Annotated in this window: 17 protein-coding genes and 2 pseudogenes; 10 read left to right on the forward strand and 9 right to left on the reverse strand. The window is 75.6% G+C overall.

Going from position 1 to position 23223, the window contains the following annotated elements; all coding sequences use genetic code 11:
• Positions 1–174: 174 nt before the first annotated feature.
• From AB0D46_RS18425 to AB0D46_RS18440, 4 genes are all read right to left on the reverse strand, one after another.
• Positions 175–810 (reverse strand): TetR family transcriptional regulator, encoded by a 636-nt coding sequence (locus tag AB0D46_RS18425; protein WP_362878570.1) that lies wholly within the window; start codon positions 808–810, stop codon positions 175–177.
• Entirely contained in the window at positions 807–1964 is a 1158-nt protein-coding gene (locus tag AB0D46_RS18430) for a saccharopine dehydrogenase (protein WP_362878572.1), read from the reverse strand. The genes AB0D46_RS18425 and AB0D46_RS18430 overlap by 4 nt, the downstream gene beginning before the upstream one ends.
• 193 nt (positions 1965–2157) lie before the next feature.
• Positions 2158–3054: a 5'/3'-nucleotidase SurE gene (surE, locus tag AB0D46_RS18435; protein ID WP_362878674.1), complete on the reverse strand. Its 897-nt coding sequence runs from the start codon at positions 3052–3054 to the stop codon at positions 2158–2160.
• A 173-nt stretch (positions 3055–3227) separates the two neighbouring features.
• Complete coding sequence (locus tag AB0D46_RS18440; RefSeq protein WP_362878573.1) at positions 3228–4553, reverse strand: MFS transporter; 1326 nt, start codon at positions 4551–4553, stop codon at positions 3228–3230.
• A gap of 388 nt (positions 4554–4941) precedes the next feature.
• On the opposite strand from AB0D46_RS18440, the gene AB0D46_RS18445 reads away from it, so the two are divergent.
• Positions 4942–6039 carry a LacI family DNA-binding transcriptional regulator gene (locus tag AB0D46_RS18445; RefSeq protein WP_362878575.1) on the forward strand — a complete coding sequence of 366 codons (1098 nt, stop codon included), beginning with the start codon at positions 4942–4944 and terminating at the stop codon, positions 6037–6039.
• A gap of 91 nt (positions 6040–6130) precedes the next feature.
• Here AB0D46_RS18445 and AB0D46_RS18450 read toward each other — a convergent pair whose 3' ends face one another.
• The 3 genes from AB0D46_RS18450 to AB0D46_RS18460 all read right to left on the reverse strand — a co-directional run bounded on the left by AB0D46_RS18450 (position 6131) and on the right by AB0D46_RS18460 (position 9706).
• Positions 6131–6331, reverse strand: a complete 201-nt coding sequence (locus tag AB0D46_RS18450; protein ID WP_362878576.1) for a hypothetical protein — start codon at positions 6329–6331, stop codon at positions 6131–6133.
• Positions 6332–6871: 540 nt separating this feature from the next.
• Complete coding sequence (locus tag AB0D46_RS18455) at positions 6872–7828, reverse strand: alpha/beta hydrolase (protein ID WP_362878577.1); 957 nt, start codon at positions 7826–7828, stop codon at positions 6872–6874.
• A 516-nt stretch (positions 7829–8344) separates the two neighbouring features.
• Complete coding sequence (locus tag AB0D46_RS18460) at positions 8345–9706, reverse strand: DUF2252 domain-containing protein (protein WP_362878676.1); 1362 nt, start codon at positions 9704–9706, stop codon at positions 8345–8347.
• A gap of 221 nt (positions 9707–9927) precedes the next feature.
• On the opposite strand from AB0D46_RS18460, the gene AB0D46_RS18465 reads away from it, so the two are divergent.
• Positions 9928–10242 carry an SH3 domain-containing protein gene (locus AB0D46_RS18465; protein ID WP_362878579.1) on the forward strand — a complete coding sequence of 105 codons (315 nt, stop codon included), beginning with the start codon at positions 9928–9930 and terminating at the stop codon, positions 10240–10242.
• A gap of 29 nt (positions 10243–10271) precedes the next feature.
• On the opposite strand, the gene AB0D46_RS18470 is transcribed toward AB0D46_RS18465, so the two are convergent.
• Positions 10272–11015 (reverse strand): DUF2993 domain-containing protein, encoded by a 744-nt coding sequence (locus AB0D46_RS18470; RefSeq protein ID WP_362878580.1) that lies wholly within the window; start codon positions 11013–11015, stop codon positions 10272–10274.
• Entirely contained in the window at positions 11012–11644 is a 633-nt protein-coding gene (locus AB0D46_RS18475) for a TetR family transcriptional regulator (protein ID WP_362878582.1), read from the reverse strand. The genes AB0D46_RS18470 and AB0D46_RS18475 overlap by 4 nt, the downstream gene beginning before the upstream one ends.
• Positions 11645–12174: 530 nt before the next feature.
• Between AB0D46_RS18475 and AB0D46_RS18480 the strand changes: the two genes are divergently transcribed.
• From AB0D46_RS18480 to AB0D46_RS18515, 8 genes and pseudogenes are all read left to right on the forward strand, one after another.
• Complete coding sequence (locus tag AB0D46_RS18480) at positions 12175–12366, forward strand: thiazolylpeptide-type bacteriocin (protein WP_362878583.1); 192 nt, start codon at positions 12175–12177, stop codon at positions 12364–12366.
• Positions 12367–12426: 60 nt separating this feature from the next.
• Positions 12427–12609, forward strand: coding sequence for a thiazolylpeptide-type bacteriocin (locus tag AB0D46_RS18485; RefSeq protein ID WP_362878585.1), 183 nt, complete (start codon positions 12427–12429; stop codon positions 12607–12609).
• 113 nt (positions 12610–12722) lie between these two features.
• Positions 12723–15404 carry a lantibiotic dehydratase gene (locus tag AB0D46_RS18490; RefSeq protein WP_362878586.1) on the forward strand — a complete coding sequence of 894 codons (2682 nt, stop codon included), beginning with the start codon at positions 12723–12725 and terminating at the stop codon, positions 15402–15404.
• A gap of 29 nt (positions 15405–15433) precedes the next feature.
• Positions 15434–16588, forward strand: a complete 1155-nt coding sequence (locus tag AB0D46_RS18495) for a lantibiotic dehydratase C-terminal domain-containing protein (protein ID WP_362878588.1) — start codon at positions 15434–15436, stop codon at positions 16586–16588.
• A gap of 557 nt (positions 16589–17145) precedes the next feature.
• The gene (locus AB0D46_RS18500; RefSeq protein ID WP_362878589.1) at positions 17146–19119 is read left to right on the forward strand and encodes a hypothetical protein; all 1974 of its coding nucleotides are present in this window, start codon (positions 17146–17148) and stop codon (positions 19117–19119) included.
• The gene (locus tag AB0D46_RS18505) at positions 19116–21074 is read left to right on the forward strand and encodes a TOMM precursor leader peptide-binding protein (RefSeq protein ID WP_362878591.1); all 1959 of its coding nucleotides are present in this window, start codon (positions 19116–19118) and stop codon (positions 21072–21074) included. Before AB0D46_RS18500 ends, AB0D46_RS18505 begins: the two co-directional genes overlap by 4 nt.
• Before the next feature lie 63 nt (positions 21075–21137).
• Positions 21138–22811, forward strand: a pseudogene (locus AB0D46_RS18510) (thiopeptide-type bacteriocin biosynthesis protein); the annotation flags it as partial.
• Positions 22812–22907: 96 nt separating this feature from the next.
• Positions 22908–23054, forward strand: a pseudogene (locus AB0D46_RS18515) (PhnA domain-containing protein); the annotation flags it as partial.
• Between the last annotated feature and the right edge of the window lie 169 nt (positions 23055–23223).

The following is a 23223-nucleotide window of genomic DNA, read 5'->3' on the forward strand; positions in this document are numbered from 1 at the left end:
ATGTCCAGCGCGGTCCCGATGCCGACGTGCCGCGCCGCCGAGTGCCGGCCGTAGCCGCTGCCCGTCACCCCGGTCCCGTCGCGCACCACCACCCGTCCGGAGGCCGATGTCCTCGTGGCCGTACACCACCCTGGGCCGCGCCCCGATCCGGTCGCATCCGCGCGCGGACGACGATCAGGACTGCGCGCCGCCTCCCAGCAGGGTGCGGGCGGCCGAGCGCAGGCGGGCGTCGGTGCCGGTGCTGCGGCGCCCCGTGATGCCGGAGCGGAACAGGGCGGACCCCTCCATCAGCATGACGAAGACCTCCGCCCGGTGGTGCGCGTCGGCCGCCGACACCCCGGGTGCGTTGTCCCGGACGAACGAGGCCACGTGCGCGGCGTACCGGTCGTAGAAGGCACGGACCGCCGCGGCCGCCTCCTCGTCGTGCGCGGCGAGGGCCCACACCTCGGTGAACAACCGCACCAGACGCGGGTCGTCGTGATCGGAGAGGACACCGTCGAGGAGGGCGTCGAGTGCGGCGTCCAGGCCGGCGCCCCGTCCGGAACCGGGGCCGGCCTCCGCCGTGCGAGCGGTGTCGGTGAGGTGGGTGACGCGTTCCAGGGACAAGGTCAGGACGCGCTCCAGGAGCGCCGACAAGAGGTCGGTGCGGGCCGGGAAGTAGTACTGGAGGTGCCCCAGGCGGACCCCGGCCTCCTCGGCGACCGCCCGCAAGGTGAGTTCCGATCCGCCGGCGGACGTGAGGACGCGTTCGGCGGCGTCGAGGAGGGCCGCTCGGCGCTGCTGCCCCTTGGGCGTGGGTCCCGCGCTCACGCGGCGGCCCGCGTCCCGGCCCGACCGCTCCCGGCGCCGTGTTCGTGGGGTGCTTCCCGTCGCTCGGAGCCCGTGCCCGATTCCCCGTCCACCGTGACCTCGACGCCGTGCGCCGCGAGCTGGACGAGCGCGCGCGCCGGATCCGGATGCTGTTCCGGGAAGGCCAAGCCCCGAGGGGCGGGGGAGCCGTCCGTGCCGAGGACGCGGCGCAGGCCCAGAACGGCTCCGACAGCCGTCAAGTGGTGCTGCCCGCGCGGGTCGGCGACGGTCGCCGTGCGCGAGCGCCCGCCGTGGCCGACGTCGATCCGCAGCCGGGCGGTGCCGCCCTCGCCCGGCGAGTGGAGCAGCGCCCGACGGGCGGGAGCCCAGCGTTCGCCGTCGGCCCAGCGGAAGAAGCCCGTGCCGCGCAGTGCGAGGAGCGCCCGGGTCGCGGCCGGGGAGCTGAATCCGATGCGGGTGGCCGCGGTGGCCGTGCCGAGGGTCAGCGGCAGGGTGTACTGCTCCGGGGTGTCGATGCGGGCGACGCGTACGGAGGTTCCGTCGATGCGGACCGTACGGGACTCCGTCATCGGCGCGGCCAACCGGCGCCTACCGCCGTCCACCACCTCGAAGGCCACGCCCAGCCGGTCCATGAACTCCACGGAGTCCGCGCCCGCCCGGTCGGCCATGTCCCAGCGAATGGCGATCTCCACCCGCTCGGCGCCGCCCAGCTCCTCGGCCAGGACGGCCGCCACCAGGCTGCTGACCCCGCCCATCCAGGCGGACGACAGCAGCACCGGTGCGGTCGGGCGGAGCAGGGCGGCGACGGTGACGGCCCGTTGCAGCCGACCCGTCCACCGGGTGATGTCGACGTACGGGACACCCGCCGCCGCGGCGGCCAACAGCACCCTGTCCTCAGGGTCGTTGACCGAGCTGATCACGGCCCGGACGGCCGCCCGGAACGGGGACGGGTCCGCCAGGTCCCAGGCGCGCACCTCGCTCCCGGTCTCGGCGGCCAGCGCGGCGCCCCGGCCCGGCGTGCGGCCGGTCAGCAGGGTCGGGGTGTCCACGGCCAGGATGCGGGCGATTTCGGCACCCACCGTGCCGTACCCGCCGGTGATCAGCACGGGGCCGGAGGGGTCATGGCGCAGCTCGTCGATCGATTCGGTGATCATGGGTCCTACTTTAGGTCAGACGACCTAGAAATGCGACCGGGGTGGTCGTCGGAGCGGCCGGAGCGCCCGGACGTCCCACCCGAACGGCGAGGACCGCCGACCGTCGGGAGGCTGCCGGACGCGCCGGCCCGGCCGGGGGACTGGGACGGAACGTTCCGCCCCCGCCCCCGGCCCGGCGGGTGGACGGGAAGGCCTACGGGCGGAGCCCGGCCAGCAGGACGGACGTCACGACCCGGTCGGCCGTGCCGGTGTTCCAGTCGGCGTTCATGGGGCTGACGGCGATCCGGCCGGCGGCCACGGCTTCCAGGTCACCACCCTTGGCGGCGGGCCGCAGGGACACCTTGACCGCCACCTTCCAGGTGCCGTCGCCGGCGTCGGTGAACTCCGGTTCCAGGACCGTCTGCGGGTCCTGGAAGGTGGTGGCGACCCCGGCGGCCGTGCCCTTGCCGTCAGCGCCGATGACCGGGTGGTTGACGTTCAGGCCCACACCCTCGGGCAGCAGCGGACCGGACCGGGCGCGGGCCCGCAGCCGGTCGATCAGCTTCACGGCGAAGTCCATCGTGGGAACCATCGCGTTGACGGTCGTCACGGGGTCGGGCGCGGTCAGGCCGCCGGTGCTCAGGGCGATGGCCGGGACCCCCGATTCCAGCGCCGTGACGGCGCCGCCGACGGTCCCGGAATGGGTGGCGAGCCCGGCGACGTTCGGGCCGAAGTTCGTCCCGGAGACCACCAGGTCCGGAGCGCGGCCCTGGAAGACCGCCGCGAGCCCGAAGGCCACCGAGTCGCCGGGCGTGCCGTCCACGGCCCACACCTTCGGCTCGGGGTGCTTCACGCTCACGGACGGGGCGTTCGTCATCTTCGTCCCCGTGCCGCTCTGATTGGTGAGCGGGGCGACGATCGTGACGTCGTGCCCGGCCGCGGTCAGGCGCTCGTACGCTTTGCGGATGCCCGGAGCGTCGTAACCGTCGTCGTTCGTGAGCAGGATGCGCAGCGGGCCGGCGGGCGGGCCCTGCGGTGAGGCGGTGGCGGGCGCCGTACCCACCAGGGCGGGCGCGCACAGCACCAGGGCGGCCAGGGACAGAACTCGCATGCGTCTCACGGAGTGCTCCTTCGGAGAGGGAGGTGCGGGGAGGGACGTGCGGGACGGAAGGGTCGTGAGGGTGGGGCCGGGCCGGGTGGTGACCGGCGGGCGGGCGACCCACGGCGCCCGCCCGCCGGAGTGCGGGGCGGGCGGGCCCGTCGCGCGGACGGGCCCGGGGGAGATCAGCGCACGCTGCGGATCGGGAGGATCGCGAGGGCGCCGATCAGCGAAAGGGCTCCGCCGACGAGGAACAGCGGGGTGTAGCCGCCCAGCGCGGTCACCACGGCGGAGGCGACGAAGGGGGCGATGATCTGCGGCCCCGCGTTCGCGACGTTGAGGACGCCCATGTCGCGGGCGGCGTCCTCGGCCCGCGGCAGGACCAGGGTGACGAGGGCGGTGTCGACGGCCATGAAGCAGCCGAACGCGAGCCCGTTGAGCGCACTGAAGACGAGCATGCCCGTCCAGGTCGGGCTGATGACCGGAACCACCATGACGAGACCGGCCAGCGCGGCGGAGACCCCGACGAACACCTTGCGGCGGTTCCACCGGTCGGACAGCAGCCCACCGACCACCGTGGACACGGCCATCGCGACCATCGACACGGGGGTGAGGACGGCCATGGCGGCGGGCGGTGTCAGTCCTTGGGGCAGCGCGATGTGGTCGCCGAGGATGTAGAGCTGGTAGCCGACGACGGAGAAGTAGCCGAGGACCATCAGGGCCCGGCCGATGAAGGCCCACCGGAAGTCGTGGTTGGCCAGCGCGGAGAGGAAGGCGGCCCACTGGGCGCCCTTGGCCGCCCTCGTGACCGCGGTCGTCGACCCGGAGGGATCCGTCGGGCCGGTTCCGGCTTCCGCCGTGGCGCCCACCGCCGCGTCGGTGCGATCCGTCGGCTCCGTGCGCCGGACGTCCCGGCAGAACGTCGTGAGCAGCACGGCGGCCAGGGCGATGACGGCGCCGAAGACGAGGTACCCGACGCGCAGGTGCTCGGCGGTCCGGGAGGCGACGAGGACACCGACGGTCCCCCCGATGGGCAACCCCAGGCCCACCAGCGCGGACGCGGTACCGCGGCGGACCGCGGGTACCCGGTCGGGCACGATGGCGGTGACGGCGGCCTGGTAGACGTTCATGGTCGCCTGGACGAGGCACCAGCCGATGCCCACGAGCAGAGCGGTGCTCACGCTCCCGAGGAACGCGAGCCCCACGAGCGAGGCGAGGGCGCCGCCGAGCACCCACGGCCCGCGCCGGCCGCTGCGGTCGGAGAGCGCACCGGCGATGGGGTTGAAGGCGGTCGCGAAGATGGCGCTGATCCCACCGATCAGGCCCAGCAGGGCGACCTTGTCGTCCGGGGCGATCGCCGCGATCTGGGTGGGCAGGAGTACGGAACCGACTCCCATGTACACCGCCATCATCGCGGAGTTGGCGACCAGCAGCAGCGGCAACAGCCCGCGCTGGCGGGGTGGTTCGGCGACTGCGGGGACGGGCGGGCCGGCGACTTCGTTCGTGGCCATGACGACTCCTCGGGGGACGGTGCGGGGAGGTGGCGAGCAGCGGTCGAGCGTGGGGGAGGGGCGCCGCGTGGGCGGCGGCGGGAGCGGGGCGACGGGCGGCAGGGCAGGGGTGTTGCCCGGAGCCGTGGGCCGACGGGCCCGTCGACGTGGGGTGTTGTTACACGTGTCACCAACGGCGCTGGAGACTGTGTAGCACCCATTCGGAGGCTCCGCCAGGGCCTGGGAAGGGTCGCGGTGCAGATCGTGACCGGACGGTGGCCCAGCGAGGGCGGTCGGGCCGCTGTGAGTAAGTGCGTGCCGTCGGGCGGCTCTCCGGGCCTCATGATCTGACTCGTGTAACCTCGAACGAGGAAACGCGCGCGGAGCACGAGGAACGTCGAGGGACGCCATGGCCGATGAAACCCGGGTCCCCACGCCCAAGACGACGCCCAAGACGACGCCCAAGACGACGACCGAGGCAACGACCAAGACGGCGACCGAGACAACGACCCCGCCGGCCACGGCCACCACCACGAGTGCGGACGTGGCCCGACTCGCGGGCGTCTCGCGCGCCACCGTCTCCTTCGTCCTCAACGACACCCAGGGCCACCGCGTCAGCGAGGCCACCCGGGCCCGCGTGCTCGACGCGGCCCGCCGGCTGGGCTACGTACCGCACGCCGCGGCCCGGTCCCTGCGGGCCGGACGCAGCAACCTCGTGCTGATGCCCTCCTCGGTCTCCGCCATAGGGCGCCTGGTCAGCGACTGGGTCGACGACCTGCACGGCGAGCTGGACCGGCACGGCTACACGGCCGTGCTGCACGCGGGCCGTTTCGACGACCCCGTGGACGCCGCACGGGCCTGGGCGGAGCTGCGTCCGGCCGGTGTCGTCGCCCTGGACGGCGACCGGTTCCCGCCCCGGGCGGCCGAACTGCTCCGCCGGGCGGGCGTGCGCGGGCTGCTGGCGTTCGCGGCGCACCCCGTCGAGGGCGTGCACACCGTCGGCTTCGACCACGCGCACATCGGCGCCACCGCGGCCGAGCACCTCATCGCCCGTGGCCGCACCCGGATCGGCGTGGTCGTGCCGCAGGAGCGTGGTCTCGGGACGCTGGCCCGGCCGCGCCTGGCCGGCGCGGAATCGGTCGTGGCCCGGCACATGGCGACCGTCACTCCGCTCGAACTGGCCTACACGCGCGCATCGGCGACCGAACTGGCCCGGCGGTGGCGGAGCCTCGGGCTCGACGCGGTGTTCGCCTACAACGACGAGTACGCCACCCTGCTGCTGCACGCGTTCCGTGCCGAGGGCGTCGTCGTACCGGACGAGGTCGCCGTCGTGGGCTCCGACGACCTGGTCCTGTCCGCGTTCCAGCAGCCCGCGCTCACGTCGGTGCGCCTGGAACTGCCGTCGCCCGCGCGGATCGCGGACTGCCTGCACGAGCTGATCTCCACGGGGACGGCCCCGGACCTGCCGCCCGTCGAAGCCGTCCTCGTTCCCCGCGAGACCTCCTGATCGACGGCCGGTATCCCGGCGGGCGCCGGCCGCGCCGTTCGGGCCGGTCCGTACGACGGGCGGGGCTCCCCTCCGGTCCCGCCCGTCGCCTTCAGCCCTGCGGGACGGGGTCCGGCGTGTGCGCGGCCGCCCCCCGGCGGTCGTGCACACGTGCCCGCTCCCGCAGCAGCGCGGGTGCGCAGAGCCACCAGGCCAGTAGGCCGACCCCGGCGCCGGCTGCCGCGCCGGCCGCGGTGTCGGTCAGCCGGTGGTTCACGCAGACCGGCGGGTTCACCGGGCGCGGCCGGTCCACCAGGTGCTTGAGCCCCTGGATGACGGCATGTGGGCGCCCAGGTAGGTGACGAGCAGGAAACCGGCGGACAGCAGTCGCCGCCGTACCAGCAGCAGCAACGCGAGCAGGACGAGCGGGACGACGGTTCCTGACGGTCCGCCGAACCTAGTTGAACGCGGCGGCCACGGCGGCGTACGGCCCTTCGTGCGGCCCGCCCATCCAGCGCAGCCGGCGTTCGTCCAGGCCCTGGAAGGGCGGATGCGCGACGTCGGGGCGGATGACGAGGGCCAGGAGCGCGGCGCCTCCGAGGAGCAGCAGACCCGACGCGAGCGCGCCGCGGCCCCGGTTCGCCCCGGAGGCGCCGGGTCTGCCGGTGGGGGTGTCGGCGGTGGTGGTGGCGGGGGAGGTGGACAGGACTGCCTTTCCGGACCGCGGGAGCGGCCGCGGCCGTGGGCGCGGGGGCGCGTGGGGGCGTGGGTGTGGGTAGGGCCGACCGGAAGTGTCCGCGTGGCGTACGGCGCTCCGAGGTCGCCTCCGGTCGGCGCGTGGCAGGGACCCGGGTCAGGCCCCGGCGCCGAGGTGGCCGGCGAGGAAGGCGACGCTCTCGGCGACGATCCTCCCGACGTCCGGCGAGCCGAGGAAGATGTGGTCGGCGCCGTCCACGGGCCGCAGGGTGACCGCCCCACCGGCCCCCTCCAGCGCCCGCGCGAGGGCCTCGCTCTGGCTGTACGGGACCAGCCCGTCCCGGGTGCCGTGGACCAGGAGGAACGGCGGCGGCGGGTTCGTGCCGTCGGCGTACGTCACCGGGCTCGCGGCCCGGGCCAGCGCGGGGCGTTCGGCCTCGGTGCCGCCCAGTAGGGCCTCGTACGGGTCGGGGAACCCGTCGGCGCCGGGCATCGGCGGCATGGGGTGCTCGGCGAGGGCGGTCAGGTCGGAGACCCCGTACCAGTCGACGACGGCCAGCACTCCGGTGTCCCCGGAGCCGACGCCGTGCGCTCCCTCCAGGGCGGCGCCGTCCGGGCTGCCGGGGCCGACGAGTCCGGCGAGGGCCGCGAGGTGGCCGCCCGCCGATTCCCCCCAGACGCCGATCCGGTCCGGGTCGATGCCCAGGACCTCGGCGAAAGCGCGGACGTAGCGGATCGCGGCCTTCACGTCGTGCAGTTGGGCCGGGAACGGGGCTTCGAGGCTGTGCCGGTAGTCGATGGAGACCAGGGCGAGCCCGGCGTCCAGGACCGCGCCGTGGAGGAGTTCGGCGGGCACGGTCGGCGGCGGGTAGCGGCGGTCGCCGTCCAGCCAGCCGCCGCCGTGGATCCACACGACCGCCGGGAACGGACCCTCGCCCGCCGGGGTCCGCACGTCGAGCAGCCGGGGCCGGAACCCCGGCGTGGTCGCGTAGGTGACCCCGTCGAAGAGCCGTACGCCGTCGGCGCCCGTCCGGGGCGGTACGGGGGGCTGGTAGGGCGGGGGCGGCCAGGTCATGTCGGCGAGGTCCAACCCGGCCGTGGGGGATTGCGTCATTGCGGCCCTTCGATTCGGCGCGGCCGTGGCGGCCGGCGGGTCCCGGCGCGGACGCAGGCTTCGTGACGTTTGTCCGAAATGCTTGCGTGGGTCCGCTGGGGGAGGCATGACTTGTTACACGTGTAATCAGAACACTAGCGACGCGTTTCGGCTGACCACAAGCCCATGGGTCGGATGACTTCCCGGCCGGTCGTACGGGCCGCTCGGGCGGCTGCGCCGCCTCCCCCTCCGGGAGCACGCCATGCCCACCCCGGTCGGCAGACCCGTGGACCTCGCGCCGTGCCGGCGCTGCGCCCCATCCCCGCGCACCGTTGCGGGCGGCCCCGGCGGGTCCTTACGGGTGCGGATCCCGGTGGGGTGAGTCGGTCCGGGCGCTCCGGACGCGGGCGACCGCACGGTGCGCCGGGACCGGCTCCGGCTCCGGGCCGGGCACGCCCGGTGGGGTGAGTCGGTCCGGGCGCTCCGGACGCGGGCGACCGCACGGTGCGCCGGGCTCCGGCCCCGAACGGACCCGGGTCAGCGGCGTCCCGACCGGCGCGCGGAGCGCGAAGGGGTGTCGGTGTCGGTCAGGGCCGCGGTGAGCGCGGCGTGGTCGGCCAGGGTCAGGTCCGCGTAGTCCAGGGCGAAGCGGGTGACGGCCTCGTCGAAGGAGTCCCCGGCGCCCAGGTAGCCGGCGATCGCGCACCGGTCGCCGGTCCGGGCGTGCGCCCGGGCCAACGTACGGCCGCACAGGCGGGCGTACCCCTCCAGCATCAGCGGGTCCATGCCGGCGACGTCCGCCGAGCCCTTCATGTCGCGCAACTGCCGCCAGTAGAAGTGCCGGCCCTCCGGTCCCGTGGCCCAGCCCAGGAAGATGTCGGCGGCCGCCTGGAGCAGCCGTTGTCCGGCCACCACCCGGTGCCCGGAGTGCCGGTGCGCCGACGGTCCGAGGGGGGCCTCCAGCACCGACGGCACGGCCTCCTTGATCTGGAGGAAGAGCGGGTCGGCGTCGTCGCGGCCGGTCAGGAGCACCACGAAGCAGCGGGTGCCGACACTGCCGACGCCCACCACCTTGCGGGCGACGTCCACCACGTGGAACCGGTCCAGCAGGAGCCGCCGTTCCTCCGGCAGCGAGGCCCGGTACTCCTGGAACACCTGCTCCACCATCGCCTCGTCGAGGGAGTCGACCGGCTCCAACAGCGGCGGTTCGAACCGGATCCGGAGCCTGCCGTCCACCACCTCGGCCAGCCTGTCCAGCGCTTGGAGACTGGTCCGCCGCCGGGCCCGCGCCAGCCCCGACGCGACCCGCTCCCGGTGCCGTCGCCGTACCAGAGGCAGCACCTCCGCGCTGTCCACCCGCTCGTACCAGACGGCGAGTTCACCCAATCCGGCCAGCCGGCGCATGTTCCGCCGGTACGCGGCGGCGGCCGCCCCGGCGGCGCGCCGGGCGGCCTTGTCACCGTGCCCGTTGTCCCGGGAAGCCACGGCCACGCTCGCCGCGAGCCGTTTCACGTCCCACTCGAAGGGGCCCGGCAGCGTCTCGTCGAAGTCGTTCAGGTCGAACAGCAGGGCCCGCTCGGGCGAGGCGTACAGGCCGAAGTTCAGCAGGTGCGCGTCCCCGCACAACTGCACCACCAGCCCGCTGTGCGGGGTCGACGCCAGGTCGGCGGTCATCACGGCCACCGCGCCGCGCAGGAAGGGGAACGGTCCGGCCGCCATCCGGGAGTACCGCAACGGCAGCAACTCGGGCAGCCGGTCCGCGCCCTGCGCCGCCAGCAGGGCCACCGGGTCCGGGCGGCTGTCGGGCGGGGGCGTCGCCGCGTGTTCCGACCGGGGCAGCCGCTTGCGCCGCGCCCGACCGGAGCGGGCCCGTTCCTCGGGGGACGGGGGCGGAGCCATTGCCATCCCCCAGTCATATCACCGGCTCCGGGTGTGCGCCGTCCGGGGGAACGCCCGGTGCGCCGGACCGGCGGGCTGCCCTCCGCGACGCAAGGTCCTTTCCGGCGGCCGTGTTCGACGCGGCCGCCGGCGGTATTCGGCAAGCCCGGCGGTGTCCGGCGGTGCCCGCGACGACGGGTGGCGTCCGGCGGGGTCCGGCAGTGGAATTTGGGGAGGCGCGGATGCGCATGTTCAGGAAGATCGCCGCGGCGGCGCCGGTGGCCGCCGTCTCGGCCGTTCTCCTCGCCGGGACGGCCCTGGCGTCGGGGTCGTACGCGGAGGGGCTGGTCGTCAGCTCGGCGGGGGTGAAGGTCCGCTCCAACCCGACCACCACGGCCCGGGTCGTCGGCACCCTCGCCCCGTGGCAGAAGGTCAAACTGTCCTGCCGGACCGAAGCCAAATGGGTGGAGGGCAACGACACCTGGTACCGGCTGCACGGCGACGGCTGGGTGTCCGCCCGGTACGTGCACAACTACACCAACGTGCCCTGGTGTTGAACCCGCGGCCGACCCCCCGCTGAGCCCGCTCAGGCCTCCGGGGCGACGCAGTCGCCGGTGCCCGACGTCCCCAGCTCCCCGCCGGCCAGGGAGAACGACAGGACGAGCCCGGCACCGGTGGCGCGCGCCCCGGTGAGCCCGACCCCGTCCGGGAGGTCCCCGAGACCGATCGTACGGGGCCTCAACTTGTCGGCGATGCCGGATGCGAAGGGCAGGGACGCGAGCCGGTCCACCGGTATGTCCCGGCCGAACAGCCGGACGGCGGCGGGGGTGACGGTGACGCTGTCGGCGGTGGTGGACAGGGTCGTCCTGACCGTGACGGGCAGCCCCGTGCCACCGGCGTCGCCGGTGAGCGTGAGGTCCTTGCCGTCCGTGCCGAGGGCCAGGCCGGAGGCGGCGTCGCCCGCCTCGCGCTCCGCGCGCCGGTTCAGCGACGCGTAGGACACGGTGGCCGTGGCGGTGCCCCCGCCCACACCGTCGCGGGACACGTCCTTGAGGACCGCCTCGACGTCCATGTCGGCGCCCTCGCGCCGCACGCCCTCCGCACGCACCCGCACGGTTTCGATGCCGCCGGTGAGGGCGCGCAGTCCGGCGAGGGGACCGTCGAGATCGGCGCTGACCGCTCCGGCCGCGCCGAGCCGGCAGGTCGCCGCGTCGACGACCTCCCCCTCGGCCCGCTGGAGGACGACGAGGTTCAGGGTCCCGGTCGCGGCGGTCGCCACGAGGCAGGCGGCGGCGGTGACGAGCAGGGTCTTGCGACGGGGGCTGTTCACGGTGCGGGTGTTCCGTTCCGGGCGAGGGCGAGCAGGTCGAAGGCCTTGGGCAGGAGCGGGGCGGTGTCCCCGGCGGTACCGGCCTCGCGGCGTGCCCGCTGGGTGCGCAGTACGGCACGGGCCGCGGAGAGGGCCGAGCAGGCGACCACGTTCGCGTGGAGGTCGGCGTCGGGCAGGTCGGCCGGGAGGCGTTCGCGTACGAGGACCGCCAGCCGGTCCTCGAACTCGATGAAGGCCTGCATCAACCGGGACCGGATCAGCGCCTGCCCTTCCGCGCCCGCCAGCGAGTGGGTCAGACCCGCCAGGGTGCTCCGCGCGAACGGCACCGCGGCCTCCAACAACGCGTGGCACACCGCGTCGAGTGGGTCCTCGTCGCGCGGGCGTTCGGCCAAGGCGGCTTCGATGAAGGCGAACAACTCGGCGCTGTCCGGCAGCAGTAGGGATTCCTTGTTCTCGAAGTACCGGAAGAACGTGCGCTCCGACACGTTGGCGGCCGCCGCGATGTCGGTGACCGTCGTCGCGGTGTACCCCCGCTCGGCGAAGAGTTGGGCCGCGCACGCGCGCAGCGTGCGACGGGTCTGCTCCTTCTTGCGTTCGCGCAGGCCGGGCTGGGGGGTCTCGGGTGCCATGGAGTCACCCTACCCAGCGCGGCAGCCATGTCAATTGGCAGTCCTGCCATGTGTGACCCGGTCCGCCTTGGCAGTACTGCCGCGGGTCAATGGGTGGCTGTCGCGCGGCCTCGACCGGATCTGCCGCCACATCAGGGCGTGAACACCCGGCCGGGCGAAAGACCGGCCATCCGATTCCCGTTCCGACCGGGGTGGAATTCCCCCGTGCATTTCACCCCGGGCCGGCCCGTGTCCGTCGACGTCACTTCGATGGGCTTTCCAGCACGCTTATAGCGGTCCCGGCAATTCTGGGCCTGCATGAAAGAGGCCGGTTCTCGTCGGTGGACCGCCGTGTTCCAGCCGCCGAAAGCGCTATTCGGACGTGACTCTTCTGGGCGTCCGATGCGTTCCGCAATTGCTTGCCGCAGATCGATCGGCCTTGTCATACTTTTTTGGAACAGCGCTCTCCGAATATCGGACGACCCGAGCCGCGGAGTGCGGTGTCCTGTTCCCGTGCACATTCGGCTATCACCCACTTCTGGGAGACATTCGTGCCCGAATTCGCGAGCACCATCGATCTCGACCTCAAGGCGCTCGACCTCGACCTCAGCGACCTCGTCGTGACGTCCATGCGAGACAAGGGCGCCCTGCCCGAGGGCGCCGCGGCCGGGGGCGCCTGCTCCTGCGTCGCCTCGTCCAGCTGCGTCGACCCGCAGCTGGAAACCGGTGTGTCCACGGGCTGATCACCGCCCGTCACCCCACCGCGCACCATCCTCACCGATCACTCAGCGAAGGAGACATCCATGCCCGAATCCCGGCCCGCACCCGCGTTCGAGATCGAGGACCTCGACCTCGGCGAACTCACCGTGACGTCCATGCGCGACACGGCCGCCCTCCCCGAAGGCGGAGCCTCCTGGGGCTCGTGTTCCTGCCAGGGCTCCTCCTCCTGCGCCCACCCGGACGCCGGCGAAGCCCCCGTGGGCTGACCGGGCCACCAGCACCCAGCACGCACCACTGACCCACAGCATGCCGGACGCCTCCCGCCGCACCCCGCGTGCGGCGGGAGGCCCGCGCCACCACACAAAGGACGGGGAGCGGCATGCCGCAGCCACAGCACACCGCCGCCGAGGCCGAACACCCGGTCCGGTCCGCGCCGTACGCGCTGGTCCGGGCCACCGTCCTCGCGCATCCCGCCCAGACGCCCGACGCCGCGCGATTCCGTACGCTGGCCGCCCAACTCCACCACGTCGAAACGGAGTTGCTGCGTCTTGTCGAGCCCCTCTGTGACGCTCTCCACGACAGCCGCGGCGGCCACCCCGAAGAGTTCCACCGCGACGTCGTCCTGCCCCTGCGCCGCGCCCTGCACAACGGGCGCGAACCCCGACCCGCCCTGCTCACCCGCCTCGGTGACCTGCCCGCCCGGCTGCCGGCGCTCGCCGGCTGGACCGCCCTGCGCGCGCGCCGCGCCCACCTCCTCACCCGGCTCGACGTCGCCACCGAACGGGCCCTGGCCGCCGAACGCGCCCAACTCGCCGCCCTGTGCGGCCGGCCGGCCCTGGCCAAAGCCGTCGCCTCCACCAGCGTCGACCTGCTCCGGGCCGTGGAGCGGGCCGCCACCGGCGCGACCGACCGGCGGGCGCGCAAGGAGGAACCCGCCGTACTGCGGTACGCCCTACGGGCCAGCACCAAGACCAGTCCGCTGTCCTGGTTCACCGCCGTCGGCTGGGGCCCCCTGGCCGCACACCCCACCGACCCGACCGTCCCGTCGTGGGGCGCCGAACCCCAACTCCTGGGCCCGCTGCGCTCCGTGGTGAAGGTCAACCGCACCCTGACGGCCGCCCTCACCGTGGCGCTCCTCGACGCCCCCCACCGCCGCACGGCCCTGCCGCACCGCATCACCAGCACGGCCCGGATCACCGAAGGCCGGGCCGCGTACTCCCGCGACCGGACCGCCTTCGCCGGCGGGCGCTACCTGGTGGCGGGCGAGGACGAGGCGGAGCTCGCCCACGCCGGTCCGCTGGACCTGCTCACCGGCCGGGCCGCGGAACCCGTCGCCCTCGACGCCCTCACGGACGTGCTCGCGGCAGCCCTGGCGGGCCCGGGGAGCGGGGCCGGCGACGCGAACGGCATGGCGGCGGCTGCCACCGGATACCTCGAACGGCTCGTCGAGGCGGGCTTGCTCGTGCCCGCCGACCCGATCCCGCCCCAGGACGACGACCCGCTGCGCCGCCTCGCCGCCTGGCTGCGCACGTTCGGCGCCGGCCACCCCGAGGACGCGGCGCGCGCCGACCGGCTCGACGAACTCGGCCGTCTGACCGCCTCGTTCGCCGACACCCCCGCCGCCGAACGCCCCGCCCTGCTCGCCGACCTGTCCGTTCGCTGGCGGGCCGAACTGGCCGACGCGGGGCGCCCCGTACCGCCCGTGTCCGCGCCGCTCACCGTCCTCACCGAGGACGTCGTCGCCCCGGACCCGCTCGTCCTCGACGGCTTCCTCGACGCCGCCGACCACGAGGCACTCGGCGAAGTCACGGCGCTGGCCGAGCTGTTCGACCTCGGCCACCTCGTCCGCCGCGTCGTCCGGGACCGCTTCGTCGCCCGCTACGGGCTCGGCGGCAGCTGTCGGCACCCCTGGGAGTTCGGCGCCGAGGTCACCGACGCCTGGGACGCCGCCGCACGACTCCCCGTACTCGACCCGCAGGACGGTACCGCGCTACCCACCGGGGCGGCCCCACTCCTGGCCCTGCGCTCCGCCGTCATCGACGCCGTCCGGGACGCCGCGGTCACGGCGCCCGCCGGAGCCCCCGAACTCGTCCTGCCCCCGGACCCGCTCAAGACCCTCGGCGCGCACCTGCCCGACTGGGCCCTCGAACGGCCCCTGGGCTACGCGTACTTCCTCCAACGGGACCCGCGTCGCGGTCTGCTCTGCGTCAACCACGTCTACGGCGGGTGGGGCCGGTTCAGCAGCCGCTTCCTGGACGCCCTGGACCCCGCCGCGCGCGCCGCCGCGTCCCAACAGATCGACCGGGGCCTCGGCCCCGGCGCCAGGGCCGCGCAGATCCGCCCCGTCGGCGGGTTCAACGCCAACCTCCACCCCCTGCTGGTCCCCGACGAGATCGGCACCGACCGCCGCAGCGCCTCCCTCACCGAATCCGACCTGGAACTCGTCCACGACCAGGCCACCGACCAGGTGCGCTTCCGGCTACGGGCCACCGGCGAACTCCTCGACGTCCTCTACTCCGGCTTCCTCGCCCCCGTCCTCCTGCCGCGCCGCCTCGGCGCCCACCTCAGCGACCACCCCCAGGGAACCGTCGACTTCCGCCCGCTCATCCCCCGTACGCCGCTTCCCGCGCCGGGCGGGACGGTGACCCGGAGCCCCCGGCTGCGCCACCGGCACGTCGTGCTCCGGCGGGCCCGTTGGGTGCTGCCCCCCGACACGGTCCGGGCCCTGCGCGCGGACCTGGCCGCCGGCCCCCACCCGGCGGAAGCGGCCGCCCGCTGGCGCGCCCTGCTGGACCTGCCCGAACAACTCTTCCTGCACCCGGCCGCGCCCACCCCCACCGGGCGCGGCGCCGAGGACTTCCTCAGCCGACTGAACCGCCCCAAGCCGCAGTTCGTGGACCTCGGGAACGCCCTGCACCTGCGCTGCCTGGCCAAATGGCTGCTCCGGCACGAGGACGGCGCGGTCCTCGAAGAGGCGCTGCCCGCCTCCGGCGGCCTAGCCGCCCCGACCCGCGCGGCCGAACTCGTCCTGGAGGTCAACCGGACCGGGCGGCCCCGATGACCCACCCCCCGACCACGGAGGAGGACCCCGTGCGCGCAGCACGCCCCCACACCACCGAAGCCCGCGACGTGGTCGCCTCCTACCACCACCCGGTCAAAGCACCGCTGCTCCGCGAGGTCCTGCTCCCCCTGGCCCGGTCCGCGACCGCCTCGGGCCTGGACGCCCACGTCGAACGGCACTGGCTGCACGGCCCCCACCTGCGGCTGCGCCTCCAAGGACCGCCCGCCCGGGTGACGGCCGCCGCGACCGCGGCCGCCGACCGGATCCGCGCCTGGATGACCCTGCACCCCTCGCGGGGCGACCTCTCCGAAGCGCGGCTGCTGGAGCTGGCCACCGAGGCCGGCCGCGCCGAACTCGTCGCCCCGCCCTACGGGCCCATCGCCCCGGACAACACCGTCCGCACCGAGCCCGTCGACCGGTCCTCCGTACGTGCCCTCCTCGGCGACGACGGCGCCGCCCTGCGCGACGACCTGCTGCGGACCGGGCTCGGCGCGCTGGAGGCGGGCGCCGGCTACCTGGGGGAGCAGGGCGACACCGCGGGCGCCCGGCTGCGGCTCGCCGTGACCGCGCTCGCCGCGCACGCCGGCGCCCACCCCGGGGGACTGGCCGGCGGGCACTGGTCGTACGTCTCCCACCTGGAGGACCACCTCCTCCACGAGGACCCGGACGGCCGCCTGCGGGAACGCTTCGACGGCCACTGGGAGAGCGCGGGCGGCGCCGTCACCGCCCTCGTCGGACGGATCGCCGACGGCGACGCGCAGGGCTGGGAACGCGCTTGGGCGCAGTACGCGCGCGACGCCTGGCGACTGACCCGGGGCCGGTACGACGCCGGCGCCGACCTGCACGGCGTCCCGCAGGAGTACCGGGCCCGTGCCGCCGCCACCGGCGACGCGGCGGCCGCGCGCCGCTGGGACCACGAAACCCGCACCCGCTACAGCGAGTTCCACCGCCTGCTGGCCCGCTCCGACCCCGACGGCCGGATGTGGAGCCGCCCCGACTACCTGGTGTACCGGGCGTGCACCAACGCCCTGTACCGGCTCCTCGCCCTCTGCGACGTCCGCCCGGTGGAGCGCTACTTGGCGGCCCACCTGGTCATCCGCACGGTCCCCGCGCTGACCGGCTGTGACTGGCGGACGGACCTCGCCGCAGCCGCGGCCGCGACGACTCCGGAGCCGGGCGCATGACCCCGACGACGCGAGCCGCGCGCACCACCGCGCCGCCGGACACCGCGCTGGGCCGGGCCGGTTCCGGGGCGGGGGGCCCGGCGGGGTCGGCGGGCCCGGCGCCTTCGGCGCCGGACGCGGGTGCACCGACCCACCTGACGCCCGTCGCGCCTGCGGGCGCGGAGGCCGCGGAGCCGGCTACGGAGCCGGTCCGCCCTGCGGCGGGGGGTGTGGCGGGGGGTGCTGCACCGCCGACCGTGTCCGCGGCGGGGGGTGCGGCGGCGGGCGCTGAGGTGCCGATCGTGTCCGCGGTTGTTTCCGTGCCGGCTGCTTCTGCGGCGGCCGCTTCCGTGCCTGGTGCTTCGGCGCCGGCTGTTTCCGTGCCGGCTGCTTCTGCGGCGGCCGCTTCCGTGCCTGGTGCTTCGGCGCCGGCTGTTTCCGTGCCGGCTGTTCCCGCGCCTGCTGCTTCCGTGTCGGTCGCTGCCGGGCCGCCACCTTCCGCTTCGTCGGTTCCCGCTGCGGGCGTTGCGGCCCGGGGCGGTGTGCGGAGGTTGCGGTCCGGGGTTGCCGTGACGCCCTTGCGCGACGGGCTGCATCTGCGGGGGCGGCGGGGGAACCTCACCCTGGAGGGAAGCGCCGCCCTGCCCCGGCTGTGGCGACAGCTGGAGCCCGTGCTGCTGGCCGGGGGCGTGGAGGACCTCCTCGGCGGAACGGAACCCGGCTCGGCCCTGCACACGGCTGTGGAGACACTGCTCGCGCAACTCGACGCCCACGACCTGCTCGTGACGGAGCCCGCCCGGCCCCCCGCGCCAGACGTCCCCACGGCCGGCGCCCCGGACCTCATGGACCCCGGATCCGCCGGTTCCGACCCCGCGGCCTCAGCCCCCGCGGCCTCAGCCCCCGCCGCTTCCGAGCCCGCCGCTTCCGAGCCCGCGCGGTTCGGCCCCGGATCTGCCGGGTCCGTAGTGGGCGCTTCCGACCCCGGAGGTTCTGACCCCACGGTTTCCGGCCCCGCCGTTTCCCAGCCCGTGCTGCCCGGTCCCGGACCCACCGCTTACGACCTCGCGGTTTCCGGCCCCGCCGTTCCCGAGCCCCGGGCCGCCGGTCCTGCCGGCCCCGCCCTCGGGATCCCCGGCCCGCTCGCGCAGTGGCTCGGGGAGTGTGCCGATCGGCCCGGCGAAGCCGCCGCCGCGCTCGCCGCAGCACGTGCCGAGGTGCTCGCCGGGGTCCCCGCCGGGCCCCTCGGCCGGGCCGCGGGCGAGGCGTTGGCGCGCGGGGGGTTGCCCGTCACGTACACCGCCGATCCGCACCTGCCCGAGGGCCGGGTCCTGCTGCGGATCCTCGGCGACGGCCCGGAGCACGTACTCGCCGTCGGGCGCTCCGGCGGCGCCGGCTGGGTCACCGCACCCGGCAGCGCCGCCCAGGCCCGTTCCGACGCGGCAGCCCTGGCGGCCCGGCTCGGCCAAGGGGCGCCCGTACGGTCCGACACGCTCGTCCCGTTGCTCGCCGGCGCCGCCGCGCACCGACTCCTGTGCGCGGCGGCCGGCCTGCCGGATCCGTCGACCGAGGGCGACGACGGCGGGCTGCAGCCCGGCCTGCCCGCCGTGCTGCTCGCGGACTCCCGCCCGCCACGGGCCGAGTACCGGACCTGGCTCGGCCCCGACCGGATCGACGGCGACCGTCGCACCGCCGCCCCACCCGCCACCACCCTCGGCGAGGCGCTGCGCCGGGTGGCCGTCCTCACCGACGAGCGCTGCGGGGCGCTGCCCGAACCCCTCCCGGGAGAGTTGCGACAGCTCCCCGTCCCGCTCGCCGCCTGTCTCCTGCCCGGGCTCCCGCCCCACGAGGGACGGCTGGCCGGGGGAGCGCCGCGACTGGACCTGGCCCGGCTGGAGCTGTTCTGCCGCACGGCCGAACACCTCCTGGGAGCGGCGGAACCGGGGGCGGGGTTCACCGTCGGGGCCAACCCCGGGCACGCCCGGGGCCGGGCCCTGCGCGAGGCGGCGTCCCGGCTCTTCACCGACGCCGACGGGCCGTCACCCCTTGCGGAGTCCGACTGGTCCGGGCACCCCCAGGTCCGCCACTGGTGGACGACCCTGACGGCCCGCCTCGCGGTGCCCGCCCGCCTGGAGATGTTCCGGCTCGTTCCAAGCGAGGAGGCGTACCGGGCCGTCGTGCACCGGGCGGCCGAGGGCCCGCCGCAGCTGCTCGGCGAGGCCGTCGAGGCGACCCCGGGCGACGCGGCGGCGTACGCCGCGCTGGCAGCCGTGGCCGGCCGCGTCGCCGGGCCGGCCACCGGGAGGCCCCGCCCCTCGGGCGGCGCCGTGGCTCCGCTGGCCGTGGCCGGAGCGGGTACCGCCGACTGGGAGGACGCGGGGTGGACCGGCGGCTGGCTCGCGGAAACGGCCGGCCGCGAGCCCGCCCTGCAGGAAGCCCTCGTCCGACTGACGGGCCCGACCCGGTCGTCCACCCCCGAACGGGCCCCCGCCCTCGCCGAACTCCTGCACGCCCACGGGTTCACCGTCCTACCCACCCCGAGGAACCCCCGATGACCAGCCACCCCTCCACCCCTTCCCCCTTCGGCTCCCTGCCCGTCCCCCTGCTCGACGGCGCGGCAGCGCTACGGCACGAGGCAGGGCCCGCCGTGGTGCTGCTCGCGCGGTGGACGCTCGGCGAGGCCGAGGGGCTGAGTCGGTACGGGCTCGGGCACCCGGTGGCCCTGGTGCCCGTACGCCTCGACGGACCGCTGGCCGTGATCGGCCCGGTGTTGCGGCCCGGCGCGGCGGCCTGCCTGTGCTGCGCCGAGTACCAGCGGTTGGCGACGGACGGCGGCCGGGTGCCGTGGCGCAGCCCCGGCATGGTGCTGGCCGGCGTACCGTCACCGGCGCTCGGCGGCTCGGCGGCCGCCCTCGCGCTGGACCTCCTCGACGACGCCGATCACGGCGACGGCGACGGCGACGGCGACGGCGACGATCACGAGCACCGGGACGGCGACGCGGCATCCGCCGTCGTTCACGTCCTGCACCAGGGGCGCGGCACCTGGTCGACCCACCGGGTCCGCCCGGTCGGCGGCTGCGCCGTGTGCCGGCCCCTGCCGGCGGACGACCCGGCCGCGGTCGTGCCGCTGCCCTCGGCGTCCCGCCCGCTGCCCGACCCGTACGTCCTGCGCGCCCCCAACCCCCGCACCACGCCCGAGGGGTTGCGCGCCGCGCTGCACGACACCCGGTTCGGGCCGGTCCGCCGGTTGATCCGGGCGGAGGACTCGGCCTTCTCCCTGACCAGCGCCTTCGTCACGGACGGCCGACTCGCCGATGGCGCCGGGTACGGCCGCGCCGGCGACTTCGCGGGCAGCGAGCGGATCGCCCTGTTCGAGGCGGTCGAGCGGCACGCGGGCATGCGCCCCACCGGCCGGCGCACCGCGCTGCGCGCCCCCTTCGCCGCACTGGGCCCCGACCTGGCCGTCGACCCGGAGCGCCTCGGCCTGCCGGACCCGGCCCACCAGGGCCACCCGGCGTCGCGGACCGTCCCGTACGCCCCGGACCTCGAACTGGACTGGGTGCACGGCTGGTCGCTGACCCGGCAGCGGGTGACGGCGGTGCCCGAGCACGTGGCCTACTGGGACGTGCCGGGTCCCGACCGCCCCCGCGTGGTGTACGAGTCCTCCAACGGTTGCGGACTGGGCAACAGCCTCGAAGAGGCGGCGCTCTACGGCCTGTTCGAGGTCGCCGAACGCGACGCCTTCCTGATGGCCTGGTACGCGTCGACCCCCCTGCGCCGCGTCGAGGCGCCCGCCGGGGACCTCGACACGGCCCTCCTCACGGACCGGGCGGCCGGGGTCGGCTACCGGCTCGTCCTGCTCGACGCGACGAACGACTTCGGCATCCCCGCCGTCCTCGCCGTCTGCCGCTACGAGGGCACCCACCCGGCGGCGCCCCGGATGTTCCTCGCGGCGGGCGCCCACCACGACCCCCGCGCGGCGATCCGGTCCGCCGTGGCCGAAGTGGTCACCAACGTCCTGGAATCGACGCACCGTTCGACCGACGCGGGCGGCCCGCGCGATCCCGCCCGGCTGCGACCGATGCTGGACCGCCCCGAACTGGTGGTGAGCCTGGACGACCACGTCGGGCTGGGCACCCTCCCCGAGGCGGCGCCGCGCTGGGAGTGCCTGTTCGCCGACGCGCCGCCCCTGACGGTCGAGGAGGCCTGGCCGGGCGCCCCCACACCGGTGCGCGACCTCGGCGCCCTGCTCGGCGCCACCGTGGAGCGGCTCGCCGGGGCGGGCCTGGAGGTCATCACCGTCGACCAGAGCGAGCCGGGTACCCGCGAACGCCTCGGCCTGCGCTGCGTGAAGACGCTGGTTCCCGGATCGCTGCCGATGACCTTCGGACACGTCAACCACCGCACCCGGGGCCTGCCCCGGCTGCTGGAGGTGCCGTACCGGCTCGGCCGCAAGGCCCGCCCCCTGCGTCACGCGGACCTGGCCCTCCACCCGCACCCCTTCCCCTGACCGGCCCGGCCGCTCGACCCGTACGCCCGCCCCCGCCCGCGCCCGCCCACCCCGAGGAACCTCGTGACGACGACGACCGGCACCTGGCACAGCCACCACCTCTTCCTGCACTGCGATGCCGAGGAGACCGACGCCTTCCTGCTGCGGACCGCGGCCCCGCTCCTCGACGGCCTGGTGGAGTCCGGACACGCCGACCGGTGGTTCTTCATCCGTTACGGCGAGGACGGCCCCCACCTGCGGATCCGGGCGCACGGACCGCACTCGGCCGCCCTCGACCGGCTGCCCGCCGAACTGGCCCTGGCGGCGAAGGAGGTGCCGTCCGTGCCCGGGCCGTGGCCGTCACGCCACGGCGAGGTCCGCACCGTGCCCTACGTACCCGAGACCGGCCGCTACGGAGGCCCCGGGGCCCTGCCGGTCGCCGAGGAGGTCTTCACCGACTCGACGCGGGCCGCGCTGGACGCCCTGCCGGGACTGCGTGGCGCCGCGGACCGGCTGACCCGCGCGGCGGACCTCGCGCACGCCACCGCCCACGGGCTCGGCATGGACCCGCTCACCGCGGCCCGCTGGCTGCGCCGGCACGCCGCGGGCTGGCGTTGGGTCGAGGAGGTGCCGCTGCTGCCGGGTGCGGCCGTGCACGGCCGGGTCAACTCCGTGTACGCGACCCAGCGCGAGGGACTCGTACGCCGCGCGGCGGACCTGCGGGAGCGGCTCGCGGCGGGCACCGCGCAACCGGGGCTCGTACGGTGGGCCGCCCGGGTCCGCGAGGCCGACGCCCTGATGCGCGGCGGGGCGGGTGCGCGGGGCCTGCCGCAGGAGGCGGCGCACTGGGTGTGGGCCTCGCAGCTCCACATGCTCTTCAACCGGCTCGGGGTGAGCCCCGACGAGGAGCGGGCCGTGTGCCGGTTGGCCGCGCGCACCCTGCTGGAGCCGGGGGAGACGACCGGTTCGGCGCCCGAGGAGGCGGGCTGGTTCCCGCAGGCGCACACCGCGCCCGACCTGCGGTACCTGGAGCGCAGCAAGTTCCAGATCGGCCGGGGCGAGGACTCGGCGCTGAGGTCATCGGCGGCCGATCCGCAGTGGGCGCCGGGCGCCGGCCGACCGGAAACCGCCCTGCCCGCCGACCCGTTGCCCGCGACGACCCTGCGCGACGCCCTCGCCGCCCGGGCCTCGGTGCGCGGACCCCTCGGGGGACCGCTCGACGCGGGCGCCCTCGGCGCGCTGCTGTGGCACTCCCTGGCCGAGAGCGGCCGCACCGAACACCACCGCCCCGACGGCTCCGTCCTGACCGCGGTGCACCGCCCGCACCCCAGCGCGGGCGCCCTGTACACGGCCCGGGTACGGCTGATCGTGCTCGACGTCGCCGGGGTGGCCCCGGGCACCTACGACTGCGTACCGGAACGCCGGACGCTGCGGTCCGTCGGTCCGGCCCCGGAGGTCGCGGAACTCAAGGCGCTGTCGACGTACCTGTCCCGACCGGCGACGGACCCGGCCGCGATCGGCATCGACGCCGCCCCGGTCTTCCTCGGCCTGTACGCGGACCTCGGCCTGCTCCGCAGCCGCTACGGCCTGCGCGCCCTGCGCCTCGCCCTCCTGGAGACCGGCCACCTGGCGCAGAACCTCCTCCTGGTCGCCGCCGCCCTCGGGCTCGGCGGTACGACCCTCGGCGGCTTCCACGACGACCTCGCGCACGAACTGTTCGGCTTGGACGACCTGGCCCAACCCCTCCAGTACCTCCTCCCCCTCGGCCGCCACCCGGACGCCCGCGCGCTGGGGCCGGACGCGTCCACGGGCCCGCACGCGGCCACGGCCACGGTCGCCCCCGCCGCCGGAAACAGGTCCTGAAAGGTCAAGGGCAGCCCGACCGGCATCAAGGTGCGCACCATCCGTCTCGTCGACGGTGTGGACGGCCACGACATCGACTGCAAGGTCGAGGGGAGCGGCCCCGTGCAGCTGAAGTCCGGCGTGGTCAGGAAGGGCTGACCGGTCCGCGCGGCCGCCGTCACGGACCGCCCGTGCGTCGACGGTTGGCCGAAATCGTACGGTTCCGGTCGCGGGCCGGCCGGTCCCGCCCGCCCACGTGTCCCTCGGCCCCCGGGCCGTTTCCCCTCCGCCCGCGGGCCGGCCGTCCTCGTGCCGCGCGGGTCGCCGC

It is taken from the genome of Streptomyces sp. NPDC048383, from assembly GCF_040651775.1.
In the GTDB taxonomy this organism is placed as follows: Bacteria; Actinomycetota; Actinomycetes; order Streptomycetales; family Streptomycetaceae; genus Streptomyces.